Genomic DNA, 19,114 nt, shown 5'->3' on the forward strand with positions numbered 1-19,114 from the left:
AAAAATAATTAGGGTTATTTGTTTATAGAATAAAGTCTAGAAATATATTTTCCGACTACATCAAATTCAAGGTTGATTTTTGTTCCAACTTTGAAATTTTTAAAATTAGTGTGTTCATATGTGTATGGAATAATTGAAACACTAAATTCATTTGTTTTAGAATTTACAACTGTAAGGCTAACACCATTTACTGTAATCGAACCTTTTTCGATTGTGATATTGTTTTGAGTTTTGTCGTACTCAAAAGTATAATTCCAGCTTCCGTTTGCTTCTTCAATTTTAATGCAAGTTCCAGTTTGGTCTACGTGTCCTTGTACAATATGCCCGTCAAGACGATCTCCGAGTTTCATTCCTCTTTCTAAATTAACGATATCGCCAACCTGCCAATCGCCGATATTGGTTTTTAAAATAGTTTCGTCAATCGCAGTTACTGTATATAGAGAATCTTTAATGGCTACAACTGTAAGGCATATTCCGTTGTGCGAAACGCTCTGATCTATTTTTAATTCGTGAGTTATGGATGAATCAACTGTTATATGAAGATTGCTTTGGTCTTTTTTGATTTCGTGAACTTTGCCGAGTGTTTCTATAATTCCTGTGAACATTGTGGTTTTATTTTACTAAATTTGCACATCAAAATTAGTAATAAATAAACTGAGCTCATGAATAAAAAAGCAGAAAATATAATTGTTGGAATTTCAGTTGGAGATTTAAACGGTATTGGAAGCGAAGTTATACTGAAAACATTCGAAGATTCTCGTATGTTGGAATTGTGTACGCCGGTTATTTTTGCAAATGCTAAAATTCTTTCATTCGTTAGAAAAAGCTTTACATCAACAGTTCAATTTCACGGAGTTGATAAATTAGATCAAGTTATACCAGGGAAAGTAAATGTTTTGAATCTTTGGAGAGAAGGAGTTGATATAAATTTTGGAGTAAATGATCCTAAAATAGGGGAGTATGCTATAAAATCTTTTACGGCAGCGACAAAAGCTTTGAAAGATGGCGAAATTGATGTTCTGGTGACAGCTCCTATTAATAAATATAATATACAGTCTGAAGATTTTAAATTTCCAGGCCACACCGATTATTTAAATCAGGAATTAGAGGGCGATGCGCTTATGATGATGGTTCAAGATAATTTGCGAGTAGGTTTAATTACGGATCATGTGCCGTTAAACGAAGTTGCTTCTCATCTAACAGAAGAATTAATCACTAAAAAGATAGAAACTATAAGAAAATCTTTAATTCAAGATTTTAGTATTGTGAAACCAAAAATTGCAGTTTTAGGATTAAATCCGCATGCTGGTGATGGTGGTGTGATTGGGAAAGAAGATGATTTGATTTTAAAGCCAACTTTAAAGAAAATCTTTGATTCTGGAACAATGGTTTTTGGTCCATTTCCTGCGGATGGTTTTTTTGGAAGCAGTCAGTATGAAAAATATGATGCTATTGTAGCAACGTATCACGATCAAGGATTAATTCCATTTAAAACATTGTCTTTTGGAAAAGGAGTTAATTATACAGCAGGTTTAAATAGAGTTAGAACCTCTCCGGATCATGGAACAGCTTATGATATTGCTGGAAAAGACATGGCAGATTACAATTCGTTTAAAGAGGCAGTCTATCTTGCAATCGATATTTTTCGCTCGCGTAATCAGTATGAGGAGATTAGCCAAAAACCTCTTAAAATAAAAGAAAAACAGTTATAAACAAAAAAAGGTCAATAAGATTATTAGATTTATAATAATTTTATATCTTTGCACCCCAATTCAGATATCTAGTTTTAGAATTGAATTGATCAAATTGATGTTGAAATGAGCAAAACAAAAGAATTTTTAATTCCTTTCGTAGGATTAAAACTAGGAAAACACCATTTTGAGTATCAAATAAATAACACGTTCTTTAAGGACTTTGATTACGATGAGTTTCAAAGTTCAGATATTAAAGTCAATTTACTTTTCGAAAAGAAAAGTAATATGTTAGAGTTAGAATTCAAACATAAAGGAACCGTAAATGTCCCTTGTGATCTGACAGGCGAAGATTTTGATTTACCTATAAAGGGAAAAATGAAACTGATTGTTCGCTTTGGAGAAGAATTTAATGATGATAATGAAGAGTTGTTGATTTTACCACATGGTGAACATGAAATAGATATAGCACAATATATTTATGAAATGATCGCGCTTTCTGTTCCGCAGAAAAGAGTTCATCCAGGTGTTAAAGATGGGAGTCTGCAAACAGAAGCTTTAACAAAACTGAATGAATTAAGTGTAAAAGAACAAAAGGAAGAGAGTAACAAAGAAGAAGATATTGACCCGCGTTGGGAAAAATTAAAGAAACTATTAACGGATAAATAATATAGTAAAATGGCACATCCTAAGAGAAAAACCTCGAAAACAAGAAGAGATAAGAGAAGAACACATTACAAAGCTACTGTAGCTCAAATCGCTACATGTCCTATTACAGGTGAGGCACATTTATACCACAGAGCTTACTGGCATGAAGGTAAAATGTACTACAGAGGGCAAGTTGTTATCGATAAATCTGAAGCGGTTGCTTAATACGTTTTTGTAAATTATACTAGAACTCTCACATAGTGAGAGTTTTTTTTGTTGGTTATAATTTTCGTTTTTTAGGAAAATATAGACAAATTCGTTACGTTTTTTTTTGTAATTTTCAAGCCTTTTAAAAATTTTTCAAATTAATGATAATTTGAAAGGAAAATAATAGAATATAATGAATACAATCACAGCCGCAATTACCGCTGTTGGAGCTTATGTTCCTGACTTCGTTCTTTCGAACCAAGTGCTAGAAACAATGGTTGATACCAATGATGAGTGGATTACCGCTCGAACAGGAATTAAAGAAAGAAGAATTCTTAAAGATGCTGATAAAGGTACATCTTATCTTGCCATTCAAGCAGCAAAGGATTTAATTGCAAAAGCAAATATAGATCCGCTTGAGATTGATATGATTATAATGGCAACTGCAACACCAGATATGATGGTGGCTTCTACAGGAGTTTATGTTGCGACAGAAATTGGAGCTACAAATGCATTTTCATACGATTTGCAGGCTGCATGTTCAAGCTTTTTATACGGAATGTCGACAGCTGCAGCTTATGTTCAGTCTGGACGTTACAAAAAAGTGCTTTTAATTGGTGCCGATAAAATGTCATCAATTGTAGACTATACAGACAGAGCAACTTGTATTATTTTTGGAGATGGAGCTGGTGCAGTTCTTTTCGAACCAAATTATGAAGGTTTAGGTTTGCAGGATGAGTATTTAAGAAGTGATGGTGTTGGAAGAGATTTCCTTAAAATCCCAGCAGGAGGTTCTTTGATTCCGCCTTCAGAAGAAACTATAAAAAATAGACAGCACAATATTATGCAAGACGGTAAAACTGTTTTCAAATATGCTGTGACTAATATGGCCGATGCCAGCGAATTGATTTTACAAAGAAATAATTTGACAAATCAAGACGTTGATTGGTTGGTGCCACACCAAGCAAACAAACGTATTATCGATGCTACAGCAGGAAGATTAGAATTAGACGAGTCTAAAGTGCTGGTAAACATCGAGAGATATGGTAATACTACTTCTGGAACTTTACCATTAGTATTAGCTGACTTTGAAGATAAGCTTAAAAAAGGAGATAATGTTATCTTTGCCGCTTTTGGTGGTGGATTCACTTGGGGATCTATCTATTTGAAATGGGCTTACGATAAAAAATAAATTAAAACTAAAAACGAATCATTATGGATTTAAAAGAAATTCAAAACCTAATTAAATTTGTTGCAAATTCGGGCGTTGCAGAAGTGAAGTTAGAAATGGATGATGTAAAAATCACGATCAGAACAACTTTAGAAACAAATGTAACTGAAGCAACTTACGTACAGCAATTACCTGCTCAAGCAGCTTTACCTCAAGCGGCAGTTCCGCAAGTTACAGCTCCAACAGTTGTAAGTGTAACTCCAGAGAAACCTGCTTCTGACGATTCTAAATATGTTACTATAAAATCTCCAATCATTGGAACATTCTATAGAAAACCATCTCCAGACAAACCAGTTTTCACAGAAGTAGGAAGCACTGTATCTAAAGGTGATGTTCTTTGCGTAATTGAAGCAATGAAATTATTCAACGAAATTGAATCTGAAGTTTCTGGTAAAATTGTAAAAATTCTTGTAGACGATATGTCTCCAGTTGAATTTGACCAACCTCTATTCTTAGTAGATCCATCATAAATAAATTTAGATTTTAGATTTTAGATTTTAGATTGATCTGGCAGAATTAATACAGACATCTAAAATTATCTAATTATCAAATTGTCTAATTATCTAATTAAAATAAGATGTTTAAAAAAATATTAATTGCGAATAGAGGAGAAATTGCACTTCGTGTAATTCGTACATGTAAGGAAATGGGAATCAAAACTGTTGCAGTTTACTCTACAGCCGATGCAGAAAGTTTGCATGTTAAATTTGCAGACGAAGCGGTTTGTATAGGCCCTCCTCCGAGTAACTTATCGTATTTGAAAATGTCAAATATTATTGCAGCTGCAGAAATTACAAACGCAGATGCAATTCATCCAGGTTATGGATTTCTTTCTGAGAATGCTAAATTCTCTAAAATCTGTCAAGAGCACGGAATTAAGTTTATCGGTGCTGCTCCAGAAATGATCGACCGAATGGGAGATAAAGCTACTGCAAAAGAGACAATGAAAGCTGCAGGAGTTCCTTGTGTACCAGGTTCAGACGGTTTATTAGAATCATACGAACATGCAAAAAAAGTAGCTAAAGAAATTGGCTACCCAGTAATGATGAAAGCTACTGCTGGTGGTGGTGGAAAAGGTATGCGTGCCATCTGGAAAGAAGAAGACCTTCAGAAAGCATGGGAAAGCGCACGTCAAGAAGCTGCTGCAGCGTTTGGAAATGACGGAATGTACATGGAAAAACTTATTGAAGAGCCACGTCATATCGAAATTCAAGTTGTTGGAGATGCATACGGAAAAGCATGTCATCTTTCTGAAAGAGACTGTTCTGTACAGCGTCGTCACCAAAAACTTACTGAAGAAACCCCTTCACCTTTCATGACAGACGAACTTCGTACAAGAATGGGAGAAGCTGCTGTAAAAGCTGCTGAATTCATTAAATATGAAGGAGCTGGAACTGTAGAGTTTTTAGTGGATAAACACAGAAACTTCTACTTTATGGAAATGAATACTCGTATTCAGGTCGAGCACCCAATCACAGAACAAGTTATTGATTATGATTTGATCCGTGAGCAGATTATGGTTGCTGCTGGAATTCCAATTTCAGGAAAAAACTACCTTCCACAATTACACGCTATCGAAGTTCGTATTAATGCTGAAGATCCTTATAACGATTTTCGTCCTTCACCAGGAAAAATTACTACGCTTCATATGCCAGGAGGACACGGAGTGCGTTTAGATACTCACGTATACTCAGGATATAGCATCCCGCCAAACTACGATTCTATGATTGCTAAGTTAATTACTACGGCGCAATCTCGTGAAGAAGCTATCAGCAAAATGCGAAGAGCTTTGGATGAATTCGTAATTGAAGGTGTGAAAACTACAATCCCTTTCCACAGACAATTAATGGATGATCCAAAATATATTGCAGGAGATTATACAACTGCATTTATGGATACATTCAAAATGAATAGTCCAGAATAATTATAAAGGCTTCCAAATTTGGAAGCCTTTTTCTTTTATAAACCTTTATAAATTCCAATATTCAAATTCCAATTGGAAACTTGAACTTTAAATTAGGAATTTAAATCTCACTGTAAACTTTGGAATTTGGAATTTACAAAAATTGGAATTTCTTTCAAGGTTACACTTTAAGTGTTTACTTATTACACACCTTTTTTCTCTTTTACACACCTTTTTAATTTTCTCATTTTTTGCTATATTTGATCTAAAACCTTTAAATACAGGTTTTTATGGTATTTGGCACGGCTCTTTTCTTTTACGGCATAATAATTTCATTACTTAAAGCGTAAACAACTATTAATTTAAATATATACGTTATGAAAAAATTATTTTTATCAGCCGCAATTGTTTTAGGAAGTTTAACGTCATTCGCTTCAACTACACAAGCACCCAATACAATCGTAAAAACGATTTCTATTGAAGACGAATACACAGAAATTAAATTAGAAGAATTACCAGCTGCTATCACTGAAGCTTTGAAAAAAGCATACCCTGAAGCAGTAATTACTAAAGCATACAAAAACGAAAAAGCACAGTATAAACTTGATGTGACTGTTGGCGACAAAGTTGGAAATCTTTTCGCAAATGCAGACGGAACTTGGATTAAACAATAATCTTAAAATGAGGTCTTGTGAAAATCCGGATCAAGAATACTAAGATCAAATTAACTATATTAAAAAACAACTATCATGAAAAATTTATTTTTATCAGCCGCAATCGTTTTGGGAGGTTTAACATCATTTGCTTCAACTTCGCCAATTTCAAATTCAATCGTAAAAACAATCTCTATCCAAGATGATTATACAGAAATCAAATTGGAAGAAGTTCCAACCGCTGTAACAGACGCTTTGAAAAAAGCATATCCAGACGCTGTGCTTTCTAAAGCATTTAAAAACACAAAATCTGAATACAAACTTGAAGTAACTGTTGGAGATAAAACAGGAAATCTTTTTGCTAACGCAGACGGAACTTGGATTAAAAAATAATAAAGTCTAACCCTTAAACTATAACTATGAAAAAGTTAATCTTATCGGCAGCAATTGTCTTAGGCAGTTTGTCGATGCATGCAGAAACCACTGCTGTAACTAACCCAATAGTACAGACAGTTAATGATCAGGATGGATATAAAGAAGTAGACGGAGTTCCGGCAGCTGTTAAGAAAGGCTTAGATGAAGCTTATCCTGGTGTAGTGCTTGAAAAAGCTTGGGTAAATGATAAAAAGGAGTACAAAATTGAGATAACGGTTCGAGGTGAAAAATCGATCGTTTATACAGATGCTTCTGGTAACATTCTTAAAAAATAATTTAAACCACAAATATTATGAAAAAGTTAGTTTTATCAGCAGCGATTGTTTTAGGAAGTCTTTCAGTAAATGCTGCAGTTCTTCCAGCAATCTCAATTACTCAATCAGTAATTTTTCAAGATGCATATACTGAGGTGGCTGCAGACCAAGTGCCGGCAGCAGTAAAATCTACAGTTGAAAAATCGTTTCCAAACACTAAGCTGGAAAAAGCTTATAAAAACGATAAGAACGAGTACAAACTTGAAATTTCAAGTGGAGATAAGAAGTATACTATTTTTACAGATGCTTCTGGTAATATCATCAAGAAATAATTAAAAATCAGCATCATGAAAAAATTAATCTTATCCGCAATAGTTGTTTTAGGAATAATGTCAATTCATGCAAATGTATTGCCTGCTTCTAAAGTTACTAAAGCAACTGTAACCATTCAGTCAGAATATACAGAAGTTACAGTAGATGCTGTGCCTGCAGCTGTAAAAACAGCCTTGCAGACCGCTTATCCGGGTGCAAAACTGGAAAAAGCATTTGTAAACGAAAAAAAAGAGTACAAGCTCGAAATATCAGTTGGAGACCAGAAGGCTACTGTTTACTCAGATGTCAATGGTAACTGGTTGAAGATATAATTAGGTGAATTTAGATTTATGTTTTTGGTGAAAAAGAGATTGCGTCGTGCAATCTCTTTTTTTTTTACATATTTTACATAATTTTATGAAATAACAAGTATAATAATATTATTTTAGCAAAAAGTCCCTAAAAGCAGATGCCGAAGATATTAATAATAGAAGATGATATTGCGTTTTGTAAATTATTAGAAAAATTTCTAATCAAAAAAGCGTACGATGTAACGATAGCGTTCTCTGCCTCAGAAGCACGTGAAGCAGTTAAAAATGAATCCTTTGATTTGATTTTGACAGACCTTCGCTTGCCTGATTCTGATGGTATTGGATTGATGTCTGAATTTAAAAATTCGCATCCTCATATTCCGGTTATTTTGATGACAGGTTATTCTGATGTAAACACTGCAGTTAAAGCCATTAAAAATGGAGCGGCAGATTATATTTCTAAACCGTTTAATCCAGATGAAGTTCTTTTGGTTATTACCAATGCATTGCAAGCTCCAAAAGCTGAAGAAGAACAATCTGAAATTCCAGAGAAAAAGAAAAAAGCATCTAAAAAGCCAGTTTCAACAGAAAATGAATTTGTCAGAGGAATTTCTGTTGCCTCTAAAAAGCTTTTAGATCATATTCAATTGGTAAGCCCGACAGATATGTCTGTTTTGATTATTGGTGAAAGTGGAACAGGAAAGGAAATCATAGCAAAAAGCATTCATCAGCAGAGCAGAAGAAAAGACAATAATTTTATCGCGGTAGACTGTGGAGCTATTCCAAAAGAATTGGCAGCGAGCGAATTTTTCGGTCACTTGAAAGGTTCTTTTACCGGAGCAATCAATGATAAAAAAGGTTATTTTGAAGCGGCTAATGGCGGAACTTTGTTTTTGGACGAAATTGGAAATCTTTCGTACGAGAATCAAATTCAATTGTTGAGAGCACTTCAAGAAAGAAAAATTAAACCCGTTGGAAGCAATAAAGAAATAAACGTCGATATACGCATTATTACGGCGACCAATGAAGATTTGCGTGAAGCAGTAAAAAACGGCGATTTTAGAGAAGATTTATACCATAGAATTAATGAATTTTCTATTCAGTCACCGTCTTTAAAAGACCGTGGAGAAGATTTAATGGTTTTTGCCGATTATTTCCTTGAAAAAGCCAATCAGCAGTTAGATAAAGATGTTATCGGATTTTCTCCAGAAGTAGTTTCTATTTTTCAGAATTACAACTGGCCAGGGAATTTACGAGAATTGCAAAATTGCGTAAAACGTGCCACTCTTTTAACCCGTGGAGATTTTATAGAAAGCGATGTGCTTCCGGCAGAGTTTTTTCAGATTCAAAAACAACCTTCATCAAATGAGGTTTTTTCATTATCTGAAAACGAAAAAGAAACTATTATTCATGCGTTATCAAAAACACAAAATAATAAATCGGAAGCGGCAAAATTGCTTAAAATTACCAGAAAGACACTTTACAATAAATTGAAACAGTACAATATTGAGTAAAAAATTACTTTAAAAAGAGTTTTTTAAATCTCGTGTTTTAATTCTTCAAAAAGAACTTCTATTTTCTCATGTAAATCTGAATAAGTTGCTTTTATATCAATGGTATCTAAATCTTCTTTTTCGAGATCTTTTAAAAGCTCACCAATATCATTCGCCTGAATTTGTTTGAACATCGGAGCAATACGGTGCGCGATAGATTTTATTTCATCATAATTTTTTTCTTGAACCGCGATTTTCAAAAAGCCTAAATTTTCTACTGTCGTGTCAATAAAAGATTTTAAAACTTCTTTTAACGCCAATTCGTCTTGTCCCAAAAAATCTTTCAAAGTTTCGAGAGAATAGATTTGAGAAGCATTAGTTGTACTCTCAATATATTCATTCACAGGAATTTCTTCATGATCCAAAATATGCTGAATCGTTTCCAATAAAATTTTTGGCGAATAAGGTTTCTTTATAACCGTAGTAAAACCAGCATTTTTATATACCGAAAGATCCAAATCTGTACGTCCTGTAAGTGCAATGACAGGCTGATTTTTAAATACAGTTTCGGGAAGCTCGCGAAGTTTCTCTAAAAACAAAAATCCGTCGATTTCTGGCATTTGAATATCAGTAATGACAAAATCAAAATGCGTATTTCGAAGCGCTTCTAGAGCTTTAGCAGGATTAGTAAACGATAAAACCTGATGCTGTTCCTGTTTTAAAACACCGCTGGTCAAATTCAAGAGATTTATATCGTCATCTACCACAATAAAAGTTTGTTTTTTGATTTTTTTTGAAAGTTTGCTTTTGGTTTCGTTTAAAATAATATTCCCCTGGCTGCTATCAAATAATAATGGCAACTGAATAGTAAATGTGCTTCCTTTTCCAAAAATACTGTCTAAGCTTAAACTTCCTCCCAAAATAGAAATAATCTTTTGGCAGATTGACAAGCCTAAGCCAGTTCCGCCATATTTCTTTTCAATGCCTTCATTTGCCTGAGCAAATTCTTCAAAAACCAATTTCTGATTCGCTTTTTCAATTCCAATTCCAGTATCTTGAATCGAAATTGTAAAAAACTGATCATCATTCGCGTAAGCGGCAATTCGAATATGACCTTCTTCGGTAAATTTATAAGCATTTCCGATAATGTTAGTCAGAATCTGTTTTAAACGAAAAGGATCGCCAACAATGCGTTGCTGAAACTGTTCGTCTACGTTGATGATAAGATCAATGTCTTTCTGTTTGTAAACCGTCTGAATATTTCTAGCAACATCCTCAATAATTTCAGGTAATGAAAACGGAACTTTTTCTATAGAAATTTTTCCCGCTTCAATCTGCGAAAAATCCAATAAATCCTGAACAAGCTGAGTTATATATTCAGACGAATTTTTAATGTTTTTAATGAAATAGGATTGCTTGGTATTGACATCTGAATTGCCTAAAAGTTCAGAATAACCGACAATGGTACTCAAAGGAGTTTTTAAATCGTGGCTTACCGTTGAAATTAATTGCTCGCGGCTTTTCAACAGATTTTTGGTTTTAAAGTTCGCGATTTCAAGCTGTTTCTTGTACAATTGAGATTTCGAATAATCGCTGACAATTAGAATGGAGAAAAAGACCGTCAGCAACAAACCAATAACAGCAGAAGCCGTAACGATTTCGTTGACTCTTTTTAATGATTTTTCTTTTAATGAATTGTTCTTTATCGAATTGATGATAATCTCTCGCTCAATAATTCGAAGTATTTTTCTTAGCTGATCTGAAATGGCAATTTCATTTTGAAGCAATTTATTTTCCTCAAAATTCAAAGATTCTTTCTTCTTCTCGGCTTTTAGTTTTACAGAACTCAAAAGCTTTTTAGAATTAGCCAAAATAGAATCAGAAGCTTTTTTGCTGAGAGTGTTGGTGCTGTCATCAGGAATATTCGAATTTAAATAATCGACATATTGCTGCAGAACACTTCGCTGATAACTCCCTAGCTGATTTGGGTTTTTGGTGAAATCCTGAAGTTCAAGTTTTCTAAGATTAAACTCCATTTTCGTGATTTCGTCAATCGCATTATTTACAGAAGTTTCATCGTCTGCTTTATTCTTGATTTCTCTTAATTGCTTGATGTTTTCTGTCTTTTCTGCCAAGAAATAAGTGACACTATCCAAAAGTGTTTTCTGGTATTCTGTCGTAACAATCTGTTTTAAAGTATCAATACGTTTGCGAAGCGAATCGGTTTCGATTAGATAATTTTTAAAATCTTTTTCAGAATTATTCTGAATTGTCTGTCTGGCTAAGCTCTCAGTTTTATAGACATTCGAATAAAGTCGGCTGACTCTAAGGATTTTGGTTTTTTCTAAAGCGATCTTATCTTCAAGCTTGTTATAAACCACATTTTCAGAATACAGAAACCATCCAACTGTTACAACCAAAGCCAATAATGCAACATAGCTGAATAAAACTTTGATTGCGGTGTAACTTCTTTTGGTCTCCATATTTTGCTTGAAAGATTTGGGATTCGGTTCGATTTTCGGGGATTAAAAACATTGCAATTTATCTAAAAAAATCTGTTTACGGAATAGTAAATTGGTCAATATCTTACATAATTCTAATGTCTAAAAACAGAAACAGCCGTAGATTATGTAAATCTACGGCTGTAAAATATAGTTTTTAGGTTTTACAAAGTCTCATCCAACCATTTGAAGAATTCACCTTGCCAAACTTGAGCATTTTGTGGTTTTAAAACCCAGTGATTTTCGTCTGGGAAATACACAAAACGGCTTTTGATTCCTCTTAATTGAGCTGCTTGAAAAGCCTCTTGTCCTTGTCCGATTGGCACGCGGAAATCTTTTCCTCCTTGGAAAATCAGAATTGGTTTGTTCCAGTTTTGAACTAAAGTTGCAGGATTAAAAGTTGTGTATGCTTTTTGCGCTACAGCATTATCTTTTTCCCAATATGGTCCACCAAAATCCCAGTTGTTAAAGAAAACTTCCTCAGTTGTTCCTAACATTGAAACGGTATTGAAAACACCATCGTGAGCGATGAAAGTTTTGAAACGGTTTTTGTGGATTCCAGCTAAATAAAATACAGAATATCCTCCGTAACTAGCACCAACACATCCTAAACGACTTTTGTCAACATAGCTTTCTTTTGCCACATCATCAATGGCAGAAAGGTAATCGTGCATAACTTGTCCGCCCCAATCTTTACTGATTTGTTCATTCCACTCAACTCCGTGTCCTGGCATTCCGCGGCGGTTTGGCGCTACGACTACATAACCTTTTGCAGCCATTAAAGAGAAATTCCAACGGAAAGAGTACGATTGTGTCAATGGACTTTGTGGTCCTCCTTGACAGAATAATAAAGTTGGATATTTTTTAGTAGCATCAAAATTTGGAGGTAAGATTACCCAAACCAGCATTTTTTTGCCGTCGGTTGTAGTAACATAACGTCTTTCGGTTTTGCTTAAAGCTAAAGTTTTATACGTTTCTGTATTGATGTTTGATAATTGTTTCCAAGTATTTTTTTTCAAATTGAAAGAATATATTTCTCCAGCGTGATTCATGTCTGTTCTAGTAACAATAATATCATCTCCAGAGAAACCAATTAAATCATTTACATCAAAATCTCCGTTTGTCAATTGGCGAACGTTGATTGCGATTTTAGTCAAGCCAGGAAAATTAACAGAGAAAAGTTGTTTTGTTCCGTCAACTGGAGCCACAAAAAACACTGTTTTTCCGTCTTTGCTCCAGATAAAATTATCTACGGTTCCGTCCCAGTTTGCTGTCAAGTTCGTTTTGATTCCTTTAAACTCAACAATAATATCGTTTTTATCAGACTCGTAACCGTCACGTTTCATTTGTAGCCAAGATAAATTTCCTGTTGGAGAAAATTGCGGTGCAGTATCATAACCTAAATTACCTTCGGTTTTATTAATTGTTTTTTGAGTTTCTAAATTGTACTCATAAATGTCTGTGTTGGTAGAAATAGCATAAGCAGTTCCCGCTTTTTTCTTGCAAACATAGAAAATGCTTTTGCTGTCTGGCGACCAGATATAATCTTCGTCACCGCCAAAAGGTTTTTGTGGAGAATCGAAATTTTCACCTTTCATGATGTCGGTTCCTTTTGCTCCGTCTTTGTTTTCTTTATAAAAAACGTGATTAAACTTTCCTTCGTTCCAAGTATCCCAGTGACGATAATCTAATCCGTCATAAATTTGAGCATCAGATTTTGTTAGACTTGGATAAAAATCTTTACCTAAAACACTTTCAAGTTTTACTTCTTCATTGTAAACGACAAATTTTCCGTCAGGCGAAATATTTTTATCAGCTAAAATTTCTTTAGTGTCTTTAATCTCAGTTGCAGTTCCTCCGTTTACAGGAATCGTGTAGATTTTAGAAGTCGATTTGTTATCGGCCACAGAAGGCGTCGAAACTTTAAAAACGACATTTTTTGCATCTTTAGAAATGCCAAGAGGTGTCACTCTTCCTAATTTCCATAACAATTCTGGTGACATTACATTCTGTCCGATAGCATTTAAACTCATCATTATTAAGGTTGTTAATACTACTTTTTTCATAATTAATTATTCTATTTTTTGTGCGCTAAAAATACGAATTAAAAATCCCAAACTTTTAAAATCCAAATCCCAAAAAGTGTTAAAAATTAAAGTAGAAATTCCAATTTAAAAATTCCAAATTCCAATTGCTATCCTTAGCGAAGTCGAATGGCGCACCAGAAAGTGGCTTCGACTCCGCTCAGCCTGACAGCGTAAGCAAAATTTTTAATTGGAAATTGGAATTTAAAATATTGGAATTTATCTAAAAATTGTAATTTAACCCAAGATTGGAATTTGGAATTTTACTAATTGGAATTTTAAAAAAAATGGAACTAAGCTATTGGGAACTTAAAAATTGGTTCACGAATGTAGATTACACAATTGTGGGTAGCGGAATTGTTGGTTTGCACACGGCATTACGCTTGCGCGAAAGATTTCCTGCTGCTAAAATTCTGGTTCTCGAACGTGGAATGCTGCCACAAGGCGCTAGTACAAAAAATGCCGGTTTTGCCTGTTTTGGAAGTCTTTCTGAAATTATGGACGATTTAAAAACGCATTCAGAAGAAGATGTTGTGGCACTAATTGAAAAACGTTGGAAAGGTCTTCAGCTGCTTCGAAAAAGGTTAGGGGATCAGGCTATTGATTTTAAACCGCACGGTGGATATGAATTGTTTTTGAAAGAAGATGAACTTGGATTTAATGAATGCATTTCTAAAATTCCGTTTATCAATGAAGTTTTAAAACCCCTTTTTAAAGCCGATGTTTTTTCGAAAGAAGTAGACCGATTCGGATTTCAAAATATTCAGGAGTATTTAATTTTTAATCCATTTGAAGGACAAATTGATACTGGAAACATGATGCAGGAATTATTGAAGCAAGCAGTTTCGGCAGATATTTTAATCTTAAATCAGCAGACCGTAAAATCGTATTCCGATGCAGGAAATCATGTCGAAGTTGCGCTAAACGATTTTAGCTTTAAAACACAAAAATTGCTTTTTGCAACCAATGGTTTTGCAGGCTCTTTAACAAACGGAGCAGTAAAGCCAGCTAGAGCGCAAGTGCTTATTACAGAACCAATTCACAATTTAGACATCAAAGGGACGTTTCATTTAGATCGTGGCTATTATTATTTCAGAAATATTGGCGATCGAATTTTATTAGGAGGAGGAAGAAATCTTGATTTTGAAGGTGAAACCACAACCGAATTTGGACAGACGAAAATTATTCAAAATAGATTGGAAGATTTGCTGAAAAATGTAATTTTACCAAATCAGGATTTTCAGATTGCGCACCGTTGGAGTGGCATTATGGGAGTCGGAAATAGTAAGAATCCTGTCGTGACCCAGCTTTCTGAAAATGTGTTCTGCGGAGTGCGTCTAGGCGGAATGGGAGTGGCAATAGGAAGTTTAATAGGAACAGAATTAGCAGATTTAGTATAATGGCAGCAACCAAAAAACCAGCACCAAAAAAAACAACAGCAAGTAAACCAAAACCTAAAACATCTTCTAAGAAAGGAAATCGCACTTTTGGCGAAAAAGTAAAATGGTTTTTTATTAAAGCGGCTTTATGGTTTTTTGGATTATCAATTGGGTCGGTTATATTTTTTAAATACGTTCCAGTGCCATTTACGCCATTAATGCTCATTCGTGCCATCGAAAATAAAATGGCTGGTAAAGAAGTTTATTTTGACCACGATTGGGAACCGATTGATAAAATCTCAATGAATTTGCAAAAAGCTGTAATTGCAAGTGAAGACGGAACTTTTTTAACCCACAATGGTTTTGATTTTAAAGCACTTCAAAAAGCGTATAAAAGTAACGAACGCGGACGCCGAATTAGAGGCGGAAGCACCATTTCGCAACAGACGGCCAAAAATGTCTTTTTATGGCAAGGAAAAAGTTATTTCCGTAAAGGTCTCGAAGCTTATTTTACGATTCTAATAGAATTGATCTGGGGCAAAGAGCGCATTATGGAAGTGTATTTGAACAGTATCGAAATGGGTGATGGTGTTTACGGTGCTTATGCAGCTACAGAACATTGGTACCGAAGAGACGCTTCGAGTTTGACTCCAATGCAAGCAGCTGGAATTGCGGCGATATTGCCAAACCCAAGAAAATTTAAAGCTACAGGTTCTTCAAGCTATATTAATAGAAGAAAGGAAAGAATTGTGCGAGAGATGCGTTATGTTGGAAAAATCAATTACAATGGAAAAGAAGAAAAGAAAAAGTAAAAAAGCGCTTTTTGCTTTTCTGATTTTGACTGTAACGTTAACTTTTGGGCAAGGAAAAACAACAGAAATAGGCTTTATATCGGATAACGATTTGTACACATCGTCTAAATACGATATGTATTATACCAATGGCTTGGAACTCTTTTATCGATTTTTATCTAAAAACAACAGTGAGAAAATCAATAAAGAAATTACCGAATTTAGAATTGGGCAATATCTTTATAATCCACGTTTTCTAAACAAAGAGGCCATTACGATAAACGATCGTCCTTTTGCGGGTTATCTTTTTGCAGAAGTTGGAAAAAGCTTTTTTTATCAGAGCGAATCAGTTTTAAAGACTGATTTTCAAATTGGCTTTCTTGGGCCAAATGCATTTGGAGAGGAATTGCAAGAGGGTTTTCATAAATTGATCGGCTACAAAAAAGTATATGGTTGGGAAAACCAGATTCATAATGCTTTAGGATTGCAGGCGCATGTTATTTATTCAAAAAAAATGTTTCTTTCAAAACATAATGATTTTGTAGATCTTCATTGGCAGTCAGAAGGCAATCTGGGAACTATTTTCTCAGAAGTTTCTACAGGATTTATGGTGAGATTTGGATTTAAAAAACTCCTTCCAATTTACGATTCTAATATGCATAATGCTTCGGTAAGTGCAAATGAACAGCTAAATATTAGAGAGTTTTATTTCTACGCAGCGCCAAGCGTCAATTATCAGTTTTATGATGCGACGATTGAAGGCAGTATGTTTAATGATACAAGTCCAATCACTTTCGATTTGGAACCGCTTCGCTTCAACGCCGAAGCTGGTTTGAAATACCGACACAACAACTTCAACATATCTTATTCTTTCCTCTATCGCGGAAGAGAATTGAATGATCCTGGAATTGATACGAATTCGGGATATTTTTATGGGTCGATAAGGATGGGGTTTTTGCTAAGATAGGCTAAGCTATATATTCTGTAGTGCCTCTAGTTCATAGTGCTCATAGTGCGTTGCACTATCTTGATGCTGATAGGCTTTCAGCCTATAAAAAGATAGCTCTGAAAGAGCGCAACCACTAGCATAACGCAACTCGTTATGAATATGAATATGAATACGAATGCAAATTAATACAGTTAATCCAGCCCTGAAAGGGCGAAAGCCTAATCCCAAAGATAGCGTTCGTCATATTCAACCTTATATTTGTTTAGAAAGGCTAGAAGTTCTTTTTTGAATGTCTTTTTTCTATGATGTTCTTCTTGGTTTTTAATGTACTTTATAACGATATCTAATTGTGAAGGATTAACAGAAAAAATGCCATAACCATCCTGCCAATAAAAGTTAGAGTAACGCGGATCTACCGTTTTTACCCATTTTGATGATCGTTTTTTTACTTCTTCAACCAATTTCATTTGTGTAATCTTTTTAGATAACAGACATAGAATATGAACATGGTCATTATATCCTCCTACTTGAATAGGATTGCATTCTAAACCTTTGCAAATTCCTCCAAGATAAGCCCATAATTTCTCTTTTAAATTGTCGTCAATAAACGGATTACGCTTTTTTGTGCTAAACACTAGATGCACATATACTTTGTATAACGATTGTGGCATATTTTTTTCTTTAGCTAATGGTTTGTTTCAATTGTGTAGTAATTCTTTTCATTCGCAATACTTTATAAAATCTGTAGTGCAGACGTATTTGCACAACTGTACTATCTTTCCTGATAGTTTTATAGAGAAAAGAGATAAATTAAGAAGGTGATTATTAAACTCAGCAATATAGAGAATAGGATAATGAGAAATATCATTTTATTTTCTTTTTTAATACCAATTTTATCCACTTCTAAAGTAATCGGATTAAGTCTATAGAGACCATATAGGAGTGGGTTTGTAGTGATTTCTGGTCTAAATGTGGCAATGCCTGATAAAAAAGCTTTTAAAAGATCTGCCTTGTTGGTAAATTTAACAAACATTAATGCAAATTTATTAGCAGACCAGTGAGGGATCTTAGAATTACTACTTTCTTTTAAACTCCACAAAAAGTAAATATTATAGATAGATCTACTTCTAAGTAAATAATCTATATCATATTTTTCATTGACCCTAGGCTGAATATTTTCCCATAAAATTTTTGCTATTATAGTCTCATTGTAGTGATTGCTAAATGTAATTCCAGTATTGTTAATGATTACTTTAGTATACTGACTTGTACTTTTTTTGAGGTAATATTTTTTCGCTTCGCAAATTATGAAGTTAAATATTAGTACGCCTAAAAATATAAACAACAATATTTTTTCTCCTTTTGCTGAAAGGATCAAATTGGGATAAAGAGTCATCAGTAATCCGAAGATTGTTAAAACAATTGTAAGACTAATAATTGTAGTAGCTACCCAAAGCTGTAAATAGGTAGCTTCTTTAGATTCTATTGATCGAAATATTGGTTTTTGAATCATAACAAACTGTGTAACTTAGTTTACCCTTCTATATTGTTGAAAACTATATTCAAAAAATAAATAACAAACATGAGAAAAAACCTGTAGTTACGTGGCTTGGAGAAGACAAAAAAGTATTATAATACGTTTAAAATCAAGATTAGAATAAAATCAAAAGTATAATAGTTTTTTACTCCGATTTAGGCTTGCTTTTTAGAATTAATCCCATTCCATATTTTTAGAAAATTCTTCCCATTTTCTGTTTAAAAACGCTTTGGTTTGTTCAACAAAATTCGAATCGACATCTTTTAAAGTTTGCACTTTCGGACTTAAGACTGCATTGCCATTTTCAAAAAATATATAAGCATTTACATCATCATCTCCCCAAAAGAATGGGAAAACAATTGCTTTGTTTTCAGCACTTTCGCTCACATATTTTTCTAAACTAATAATAAAAGCAAACATCGGAATCATTTCTACATAATTTTCACTAAAAAACATCATTCCCCAATGCCATTCTTCTTCTGTTTCATCATAATCAGAAAAAGCCATTGCTTCGCGATAATCAATCCAGCCGTTAATAACTTCTTGATTATTGCTGTCTTTATAAGTATAAAGATCGTCTTGGGTTAAAACTGATTTGGAGTACATTCTTCTGCTTTCCCAAAAATGTAGCCAATTTTCATTGAGTTGTGGTTCTTCTAGCGGACTGCTTAGAAATTTTTCTAGTTGTGGTTTTGTAATCTTGACTTTGCAGTATAGTGAGCTTAATTCAGACAT

At 34.0% G+C, this 19,114-nt stretch carries 21 protein-coding genes; 15 read left to right on the plus strand and 6 right to left on the minus strand.

The features are described from left to right. Nucleotides 1-14: 14 nt before the first annotated feature. The gene (locus GR162_RS16765; RefSeq protein ID WP_160783079.1) at nt 15-605 is read right to left on the minus strand and encodes a riboflavin synthase; all 591 of its coding nucleotides are present in this window, start codon (nt 603-605) and stop codon (nt 15-17) included. Between the two features lie 57 nt (nt 606-662). On the opposite strand from GR162_RS16765, the gene pdxA reads away from it, so the two are divergent. The 12 genes from pdxA (at nt 663) to GR162_RS16825 (ending at nt 9,159) form a co-directional block, all read left to right on the plus strand. Beyond that, nucleotides 663-1,712, plus strand: a complete 1,050-nt coding sequence (gene pdxA, locus GR162_RS16770) for a 4-hydroxythreonine-4-phosphate dehydrogenase PdxA (RefSeq protein ID WP_160783080.1) — start codon at nt 663-665, stop codon at nt 1,710-1,712. 105 nt (nt 1,713-1,817) lie between these two features. Further along, nucleotides 1,818-2,360, plus strand: a complete 543-nt coding sequence (locus GR162_RS16775; RefSeq protein ID WP_091135378.1) for a DUF177 domain-containing protein — start codon at nt 1,818-1,820, stop codon at nt 2,358-2,360. A 9-nt stretch (nt 2,361-2,369) separates the two neighbouring features. Beyond that, on the plus strand, nt 2,370-2,564 hold the full coding sequence (gene rpmF / locus GR162_RS16780) for a 50S ribosomal protein L32 (protein WP_008465217.1): 195 nt from the start codon (nt 2,370-2,372) through the stop codon (nt 2,562-2,564). 175 nt (nt 2,565-2,739) lie between these two features. Continuing rightward, nucleotides 2,740-3,738 carry a beta-ketoacyl-ACP synthase III gene (locus tag GR162_RS16785; RefSeq protein ID WP_008465216.1) on the plus strand — a complete coding sequence of 333 codons (999 nt, stop codon included), beginning with the start codon at nt 2,740-2,742 and terminating at the stop codon, nt 3,736-3,738. Nucleotides 3,739-3,761: 23 nt separating this feature from the next. After that, the gene (accB, locus tag GR162_RS16790; RefSeq protein WP_008465215.1) at nt 3,762-4,247 is read left to right on the plus strand and encodes an acetyl-CoA carboxylase biotin carboxyl carrier protein; all 486 of its coding nucleotides are present in this window, start codon (nt 3,762-3,764) and stop codon (nt 4,245-4,247) included. A 107-nt stretch (nt 4,248-4,354) separates the two neighbouring features. Beyond that, on the plus strand, nt 4,355-5,701 hold the full coding sequence (gene accC / locus GR162_RS16795; RefSeq protein WP_008465214.1) for an acetyl-CoA carboxylase biotin carboxylase subunit: 1,347 nt from the start codon (nt 4,355-4,357) through the stop codon (nt 5,699-5,701). Between the two features lie 356 nt (nt 5,702-6,057). Beyond that, entirely contained in the window at nt 6,058-6,354 is a 297-nt protein-coding gene (locus GR162_RS16800) for a hypothetical protein (protein WP_008465212.1), read from the plus strand. 75 nt (nt 6,355-6,429) lie between these two features. Beyond that, on the plus strand, nt 6,430-6,726 hold the full coding sequence (locus tag GR162_RS16805) for a hypothetical protein (protein WP_008465211.1): 297 nt from the start codon (nt 6,430-6,432) through the stop codon (nt 6,724-6,726). 26 nt (nt 6,727-6,752) lie between these two features. Next, nucleotides 6,753-7,043, plus strand: a complete 291-nt coding sequence (locus GR162_RS16810) for a hypothetical protein (RefSeq protein ID WP_008465209.1) — start codon at nt 6,753-6,755, stop codon at nt 7,041-7,043. A gap of 17 nt (nt 7,044-7,060) precedes the next feature. Beyond that, entirely contained in the window at nt 7,061-7,354 is a 294-nt protein-coding gene (locus GR162_RS16815; RefSeq protein WP_008465208.1) for a PepSY-like domain-containing protein, read from the plus strand. Between the two features lie 15 nt (nt 7,355-7,369). Further along, the gene (locus tag GR162_RS16820) at nt 7,370-7,666 is read left to right on the plus strand and encodes a hypothetical protein (protein WP_008465206.1); all 297 of its coding nucleotides are present in this window, start codon (nt 7,370-7,372) and stop codon (nt 7,664-7,666) included. 137 nt (nt 7,667-7,803) lie between these two features. Then, nucleotides 7,804-9,159, plus strand: coding sequence for a sigma-54 dependent transcriptional regulator (locus GR162_RS16825; protein ID WP_160783081.1), 1,356 nt, complete (start codon nt 7,804-7,806; stop codon nt 9,157-9,159). A gap of 23 nt (nt 9,160-9,182) precedes the next feature. On the opposite strand, the gene GR162_RS16830 is transcribed toward GR162_RS16825, so the two are convergent. Beyond that, on the minus strand, nt 9,183-11,621 hold the full coding sequence (locus tag GR162_RS16830) for a hybrid sensor histidine kinase/response regulator (protein WP_160783082.1): 2,439 nt from the start codon (nt 11,619-11,621) through the stop codon (nt 9,183-9,185). Nucleotides 11,622-11,803: 182 nt separating this feature from the next. After that, nucleotides 11,804-13,705: a S9 family peptidase gene (locus GR162_RS16835; protein WP_160783083.1), complete on the minus strand. Its 1,902-nt coding sequence runs from the start codon at nt 13,703-13,705 to the stop codon at nt 11,804-11,806. Between the two features lie 305 nt (nt 13,706-14,010). Here GR162_RS16835 and GR162_RS16840 point away from each other — a divergent pair, with 305 nt between their 5' ends. From GR162_RS16840 to GR162_RS16850, 3 genes are read left to right on the plus strand one after another with little or no spacing between them, the layout of a single operon-like run. Further along, on the plus strand, nt 14,011-15,123 hold the full coding sequence (locus GR162_RS16840; RefSeq protein ID WP_160783084.1) for an FAD-binding oxidoreductase: 1,113 nt from the start codon (nt 14,011-14,013) through the stop codon (nt 15,121-15,123). Continuing rightward, nucleotides 15,123-15,914 (plus strand): monofunctional biosynthetic peptidoglycan transglycosylase, encoded by a 792-nt coding sequence (mtgA, locus tag GR162_RS16845; RefSeq protein WP_160783085.1) that lies wholly within the window; start codon nt 15,123-15,125, stop codon nt 15,912-15,914. The genes GR162_RS16840 and mtgA overlap by 1 nt, the downstream gene beginning before the upstream one ends. Then, a complete protein-coding gene (locus GR162_RS16850) occupies nt 15,889-16,860 on the plus strand; it encodes a lipid A deacylase LpxR family protein (RefSeq protein ID WP_237421385.1) in 972 nt (323 codons plus the stop codon). The genes mtgA and GR162_RS16850 overlap by 26 nt, the downstream gene beginning before the upstream one ends. Nucleotides 16,861-17,060: 200 nt before the next feature. On the opposite strand, the gene tnpA is transcribed toward GR162_RS16850, so the two are convergent. The 3 genes from tnpA to GR162_RS16865 all read right to left on the minus strand — a co-directional run bounded on the left by tnpA (nt 17,061) and on the right by GR162_RS16865 (nt 19,114). Then, a complete protein-coding gene (gene tnpA / locus GR162_RS16855) occupies nt 17,061-17,513 on the minus strand; it encodes an IS200/IS605 family transposase (protein ID WP_066033399.1) in 453 nt (150 codons plus the stop codon). Nucleotides 17,514-17,632: 119 nt separating this feature from the next. Beyond that, the gene (locus GR162_RS16860; protein ID WP_160783087.1) at nt 17,633-18,355 is read right to left on the minus strand and encodes a hypothetical protein; all 723 of its coding nucleotides are present in this window, start codon (nt 18,353-18,355) and stop codon (nt 17,633-17,635) included. 198 nt (nt 18,356-18,553) lie between these two features. Then, entirely contained in the window at nt 18,554-19,114 is a 561-nt protein-coding gene (locus GR162_RS16865) for a hypothetical protein (RefSeq protein ID WP_160783088.1), read from the minus strand.

Source organism: Flavobacterium sp. HBTb2-11-1 (assembly GCF_009826975.1).
In the GTDB taxonomy this organism is placed as follows: domain Bacteria; phylum Bacteroidota; class Bacteroidia; order Flavobacteriales; family Flavobacteriaceae; genus Flavobacterium.

What these genes read in the sequence shown, in the direction of transcription:
- GR162_RS16765 (WP_160783079.1), bottom strand. Translation starts at nt 605, where the DNA reads ATGTTCACAGGAATTATAGAAACACTCGGCAAAGTTCACGAAATCAAA.
- pdxA (WP_160783080.1), top strand. Translation starts at nt 663, where the DNA reads ATGAATAAAAAAGCAGAAAATATAATTGTTGGAATTTCAGTTGGAGAT.
- GR162_RS16775 (WP_091135378.1), top strand. Translation starts at nt 1,818, where the DNA reads ATGAGCAAAACAAAAGAATTTTTAATTCCTTTCGTAGGATTAAAACTA.
- rpmF (WP_008465217.1), top strand. Translation starts at nt 2,370, where the DNA reads ATGGCACATCCTAAGAGAAAAACCTCGAAAACAAGAAGAGATAAGAGA.
- GR162_RS16785 (WP_008465216.1), top strand. Translation starts at nt 2,740, where the DNA reads ATGAATACAATCACAGCCGCAATTACCGCTGTTGGAGCTTATGTTCCT.
- accB (WP_008465215.1), top strand. Translation starts at nt 3,762, where the DNA reads ATGGATTTAAAAGAAATTCAAAACCTAATTAAATTTGTTGCAAATTCG.
- accC (WP_008465214.1), top strand. Translation starts at nt 4,355, where the DNA reads ATGTTTAAAAAAATATTAATTGCGAATAGAGGAGAAATTGCACTTCGT.
- GR162_RS16800 (WP_008465212.1), top strand. Translation starts at nt 6,058, where the DNA reads ATGAAAAAATTATTTTTATCAGCCGCAATTGTTTTAGGAAGTTTAACG.
- GR162_RS16805 (WP_008465211.1), top strand. Translation starts at nt 6,430, where the DNA reads ATGAAAAATTTATTTTTATCAGCCGCAATCGTTTTGGGAGGTTTAACA.
- GR162_RS16810 (WP_008465209.1), top strand. Translation starts at nt 6,753, where the DNA reads ATGAAAAAGTTAATCTTATCGGCAGCAATTGTCTTAGGCAGTTTGTCG.
- GR162_RS16815 (WP_008465208.1), top strand. Translation starts at nt 7,061, where the DNA reads ATGAAAAAGTTAGTTTTATCAGCAGCGATTGTTTTAGGAAGTCTTTCA.
- GR162_RS16820 (WP_008465206.1), top strand. Translation starts at nt 7,370, where the DNA reads ATGAAAAAATTAATCTTATCCGCAATAGTTGTTTTAGGAATAATGTCA.
- GR162_RS16825 (WP_160783081.1), top strand. Translation starts at nt 7,804, where the DNA reads ATGCCGAAGATATTAATAATAGAAGATGATATTGCGTTTTGTAAATTA.
- GR162_RS16830 (WP_160783082.1), bottom strand. Translation starts at nt 11,621, where the DNA reads ATGGAGACCAAAAGAAGTTACACCGCAATCAAAGTTTTATTCAGCTAT.
- GR162_RS16835 (WP_160783083.1), bottom strand. Translation starts at nt 13,705, where the DNA reads ATGAAAAAAGTAGTATTAACAACCTTAATAATGATGAGTTTAAATGCT.
- GR162_RS16840 (WP_160783084.1), top strand. Translation starts at nt 14,011, where the DNA reads ATGGAACTAAGCTATTGGGAACTTAAAAATTGGTTCACGAATGTAGAT.
- mtgA (WP_160783085.1), top strand. Translation starts at nt 15,123, where the DNA reads ATGGCAGCAACCAAAAAACCAGCACCAAAAAAAACAACAGCAAGTAAA.
- GR162_RS16850 (WP_237421385.1), top strand. Translation starts at nt 15,889, where the DNA reads ATGGAAAAGAAGAAAAGAAAAAGTAAAAAAGCGCTTTTTGCTTTTCTG.
- tnpA (WP_066033399.1), bottom strand. Translation starts at nt 17,513, where the DNA reads ATGCCACAATCGTTATACAAAGTATATGTGCATCTAGTGTTTAGCACA.
- GR162_RS16860 (WP_160783087.1), bottom strand. Translation starts at nt 18,355, where the DNA reads ATGATTCAAAAACCAATATTTCGATCAATAGAATCTAAAGAAGCTACC.
- GR162_RS16865 (WP_160783088.1), bottom strand. Translation starts at nt 19,114, where the DNA reads ATGTCTGAATTAAGCTCACTATACTGCAAAGTCAAGATTACAAAACCA.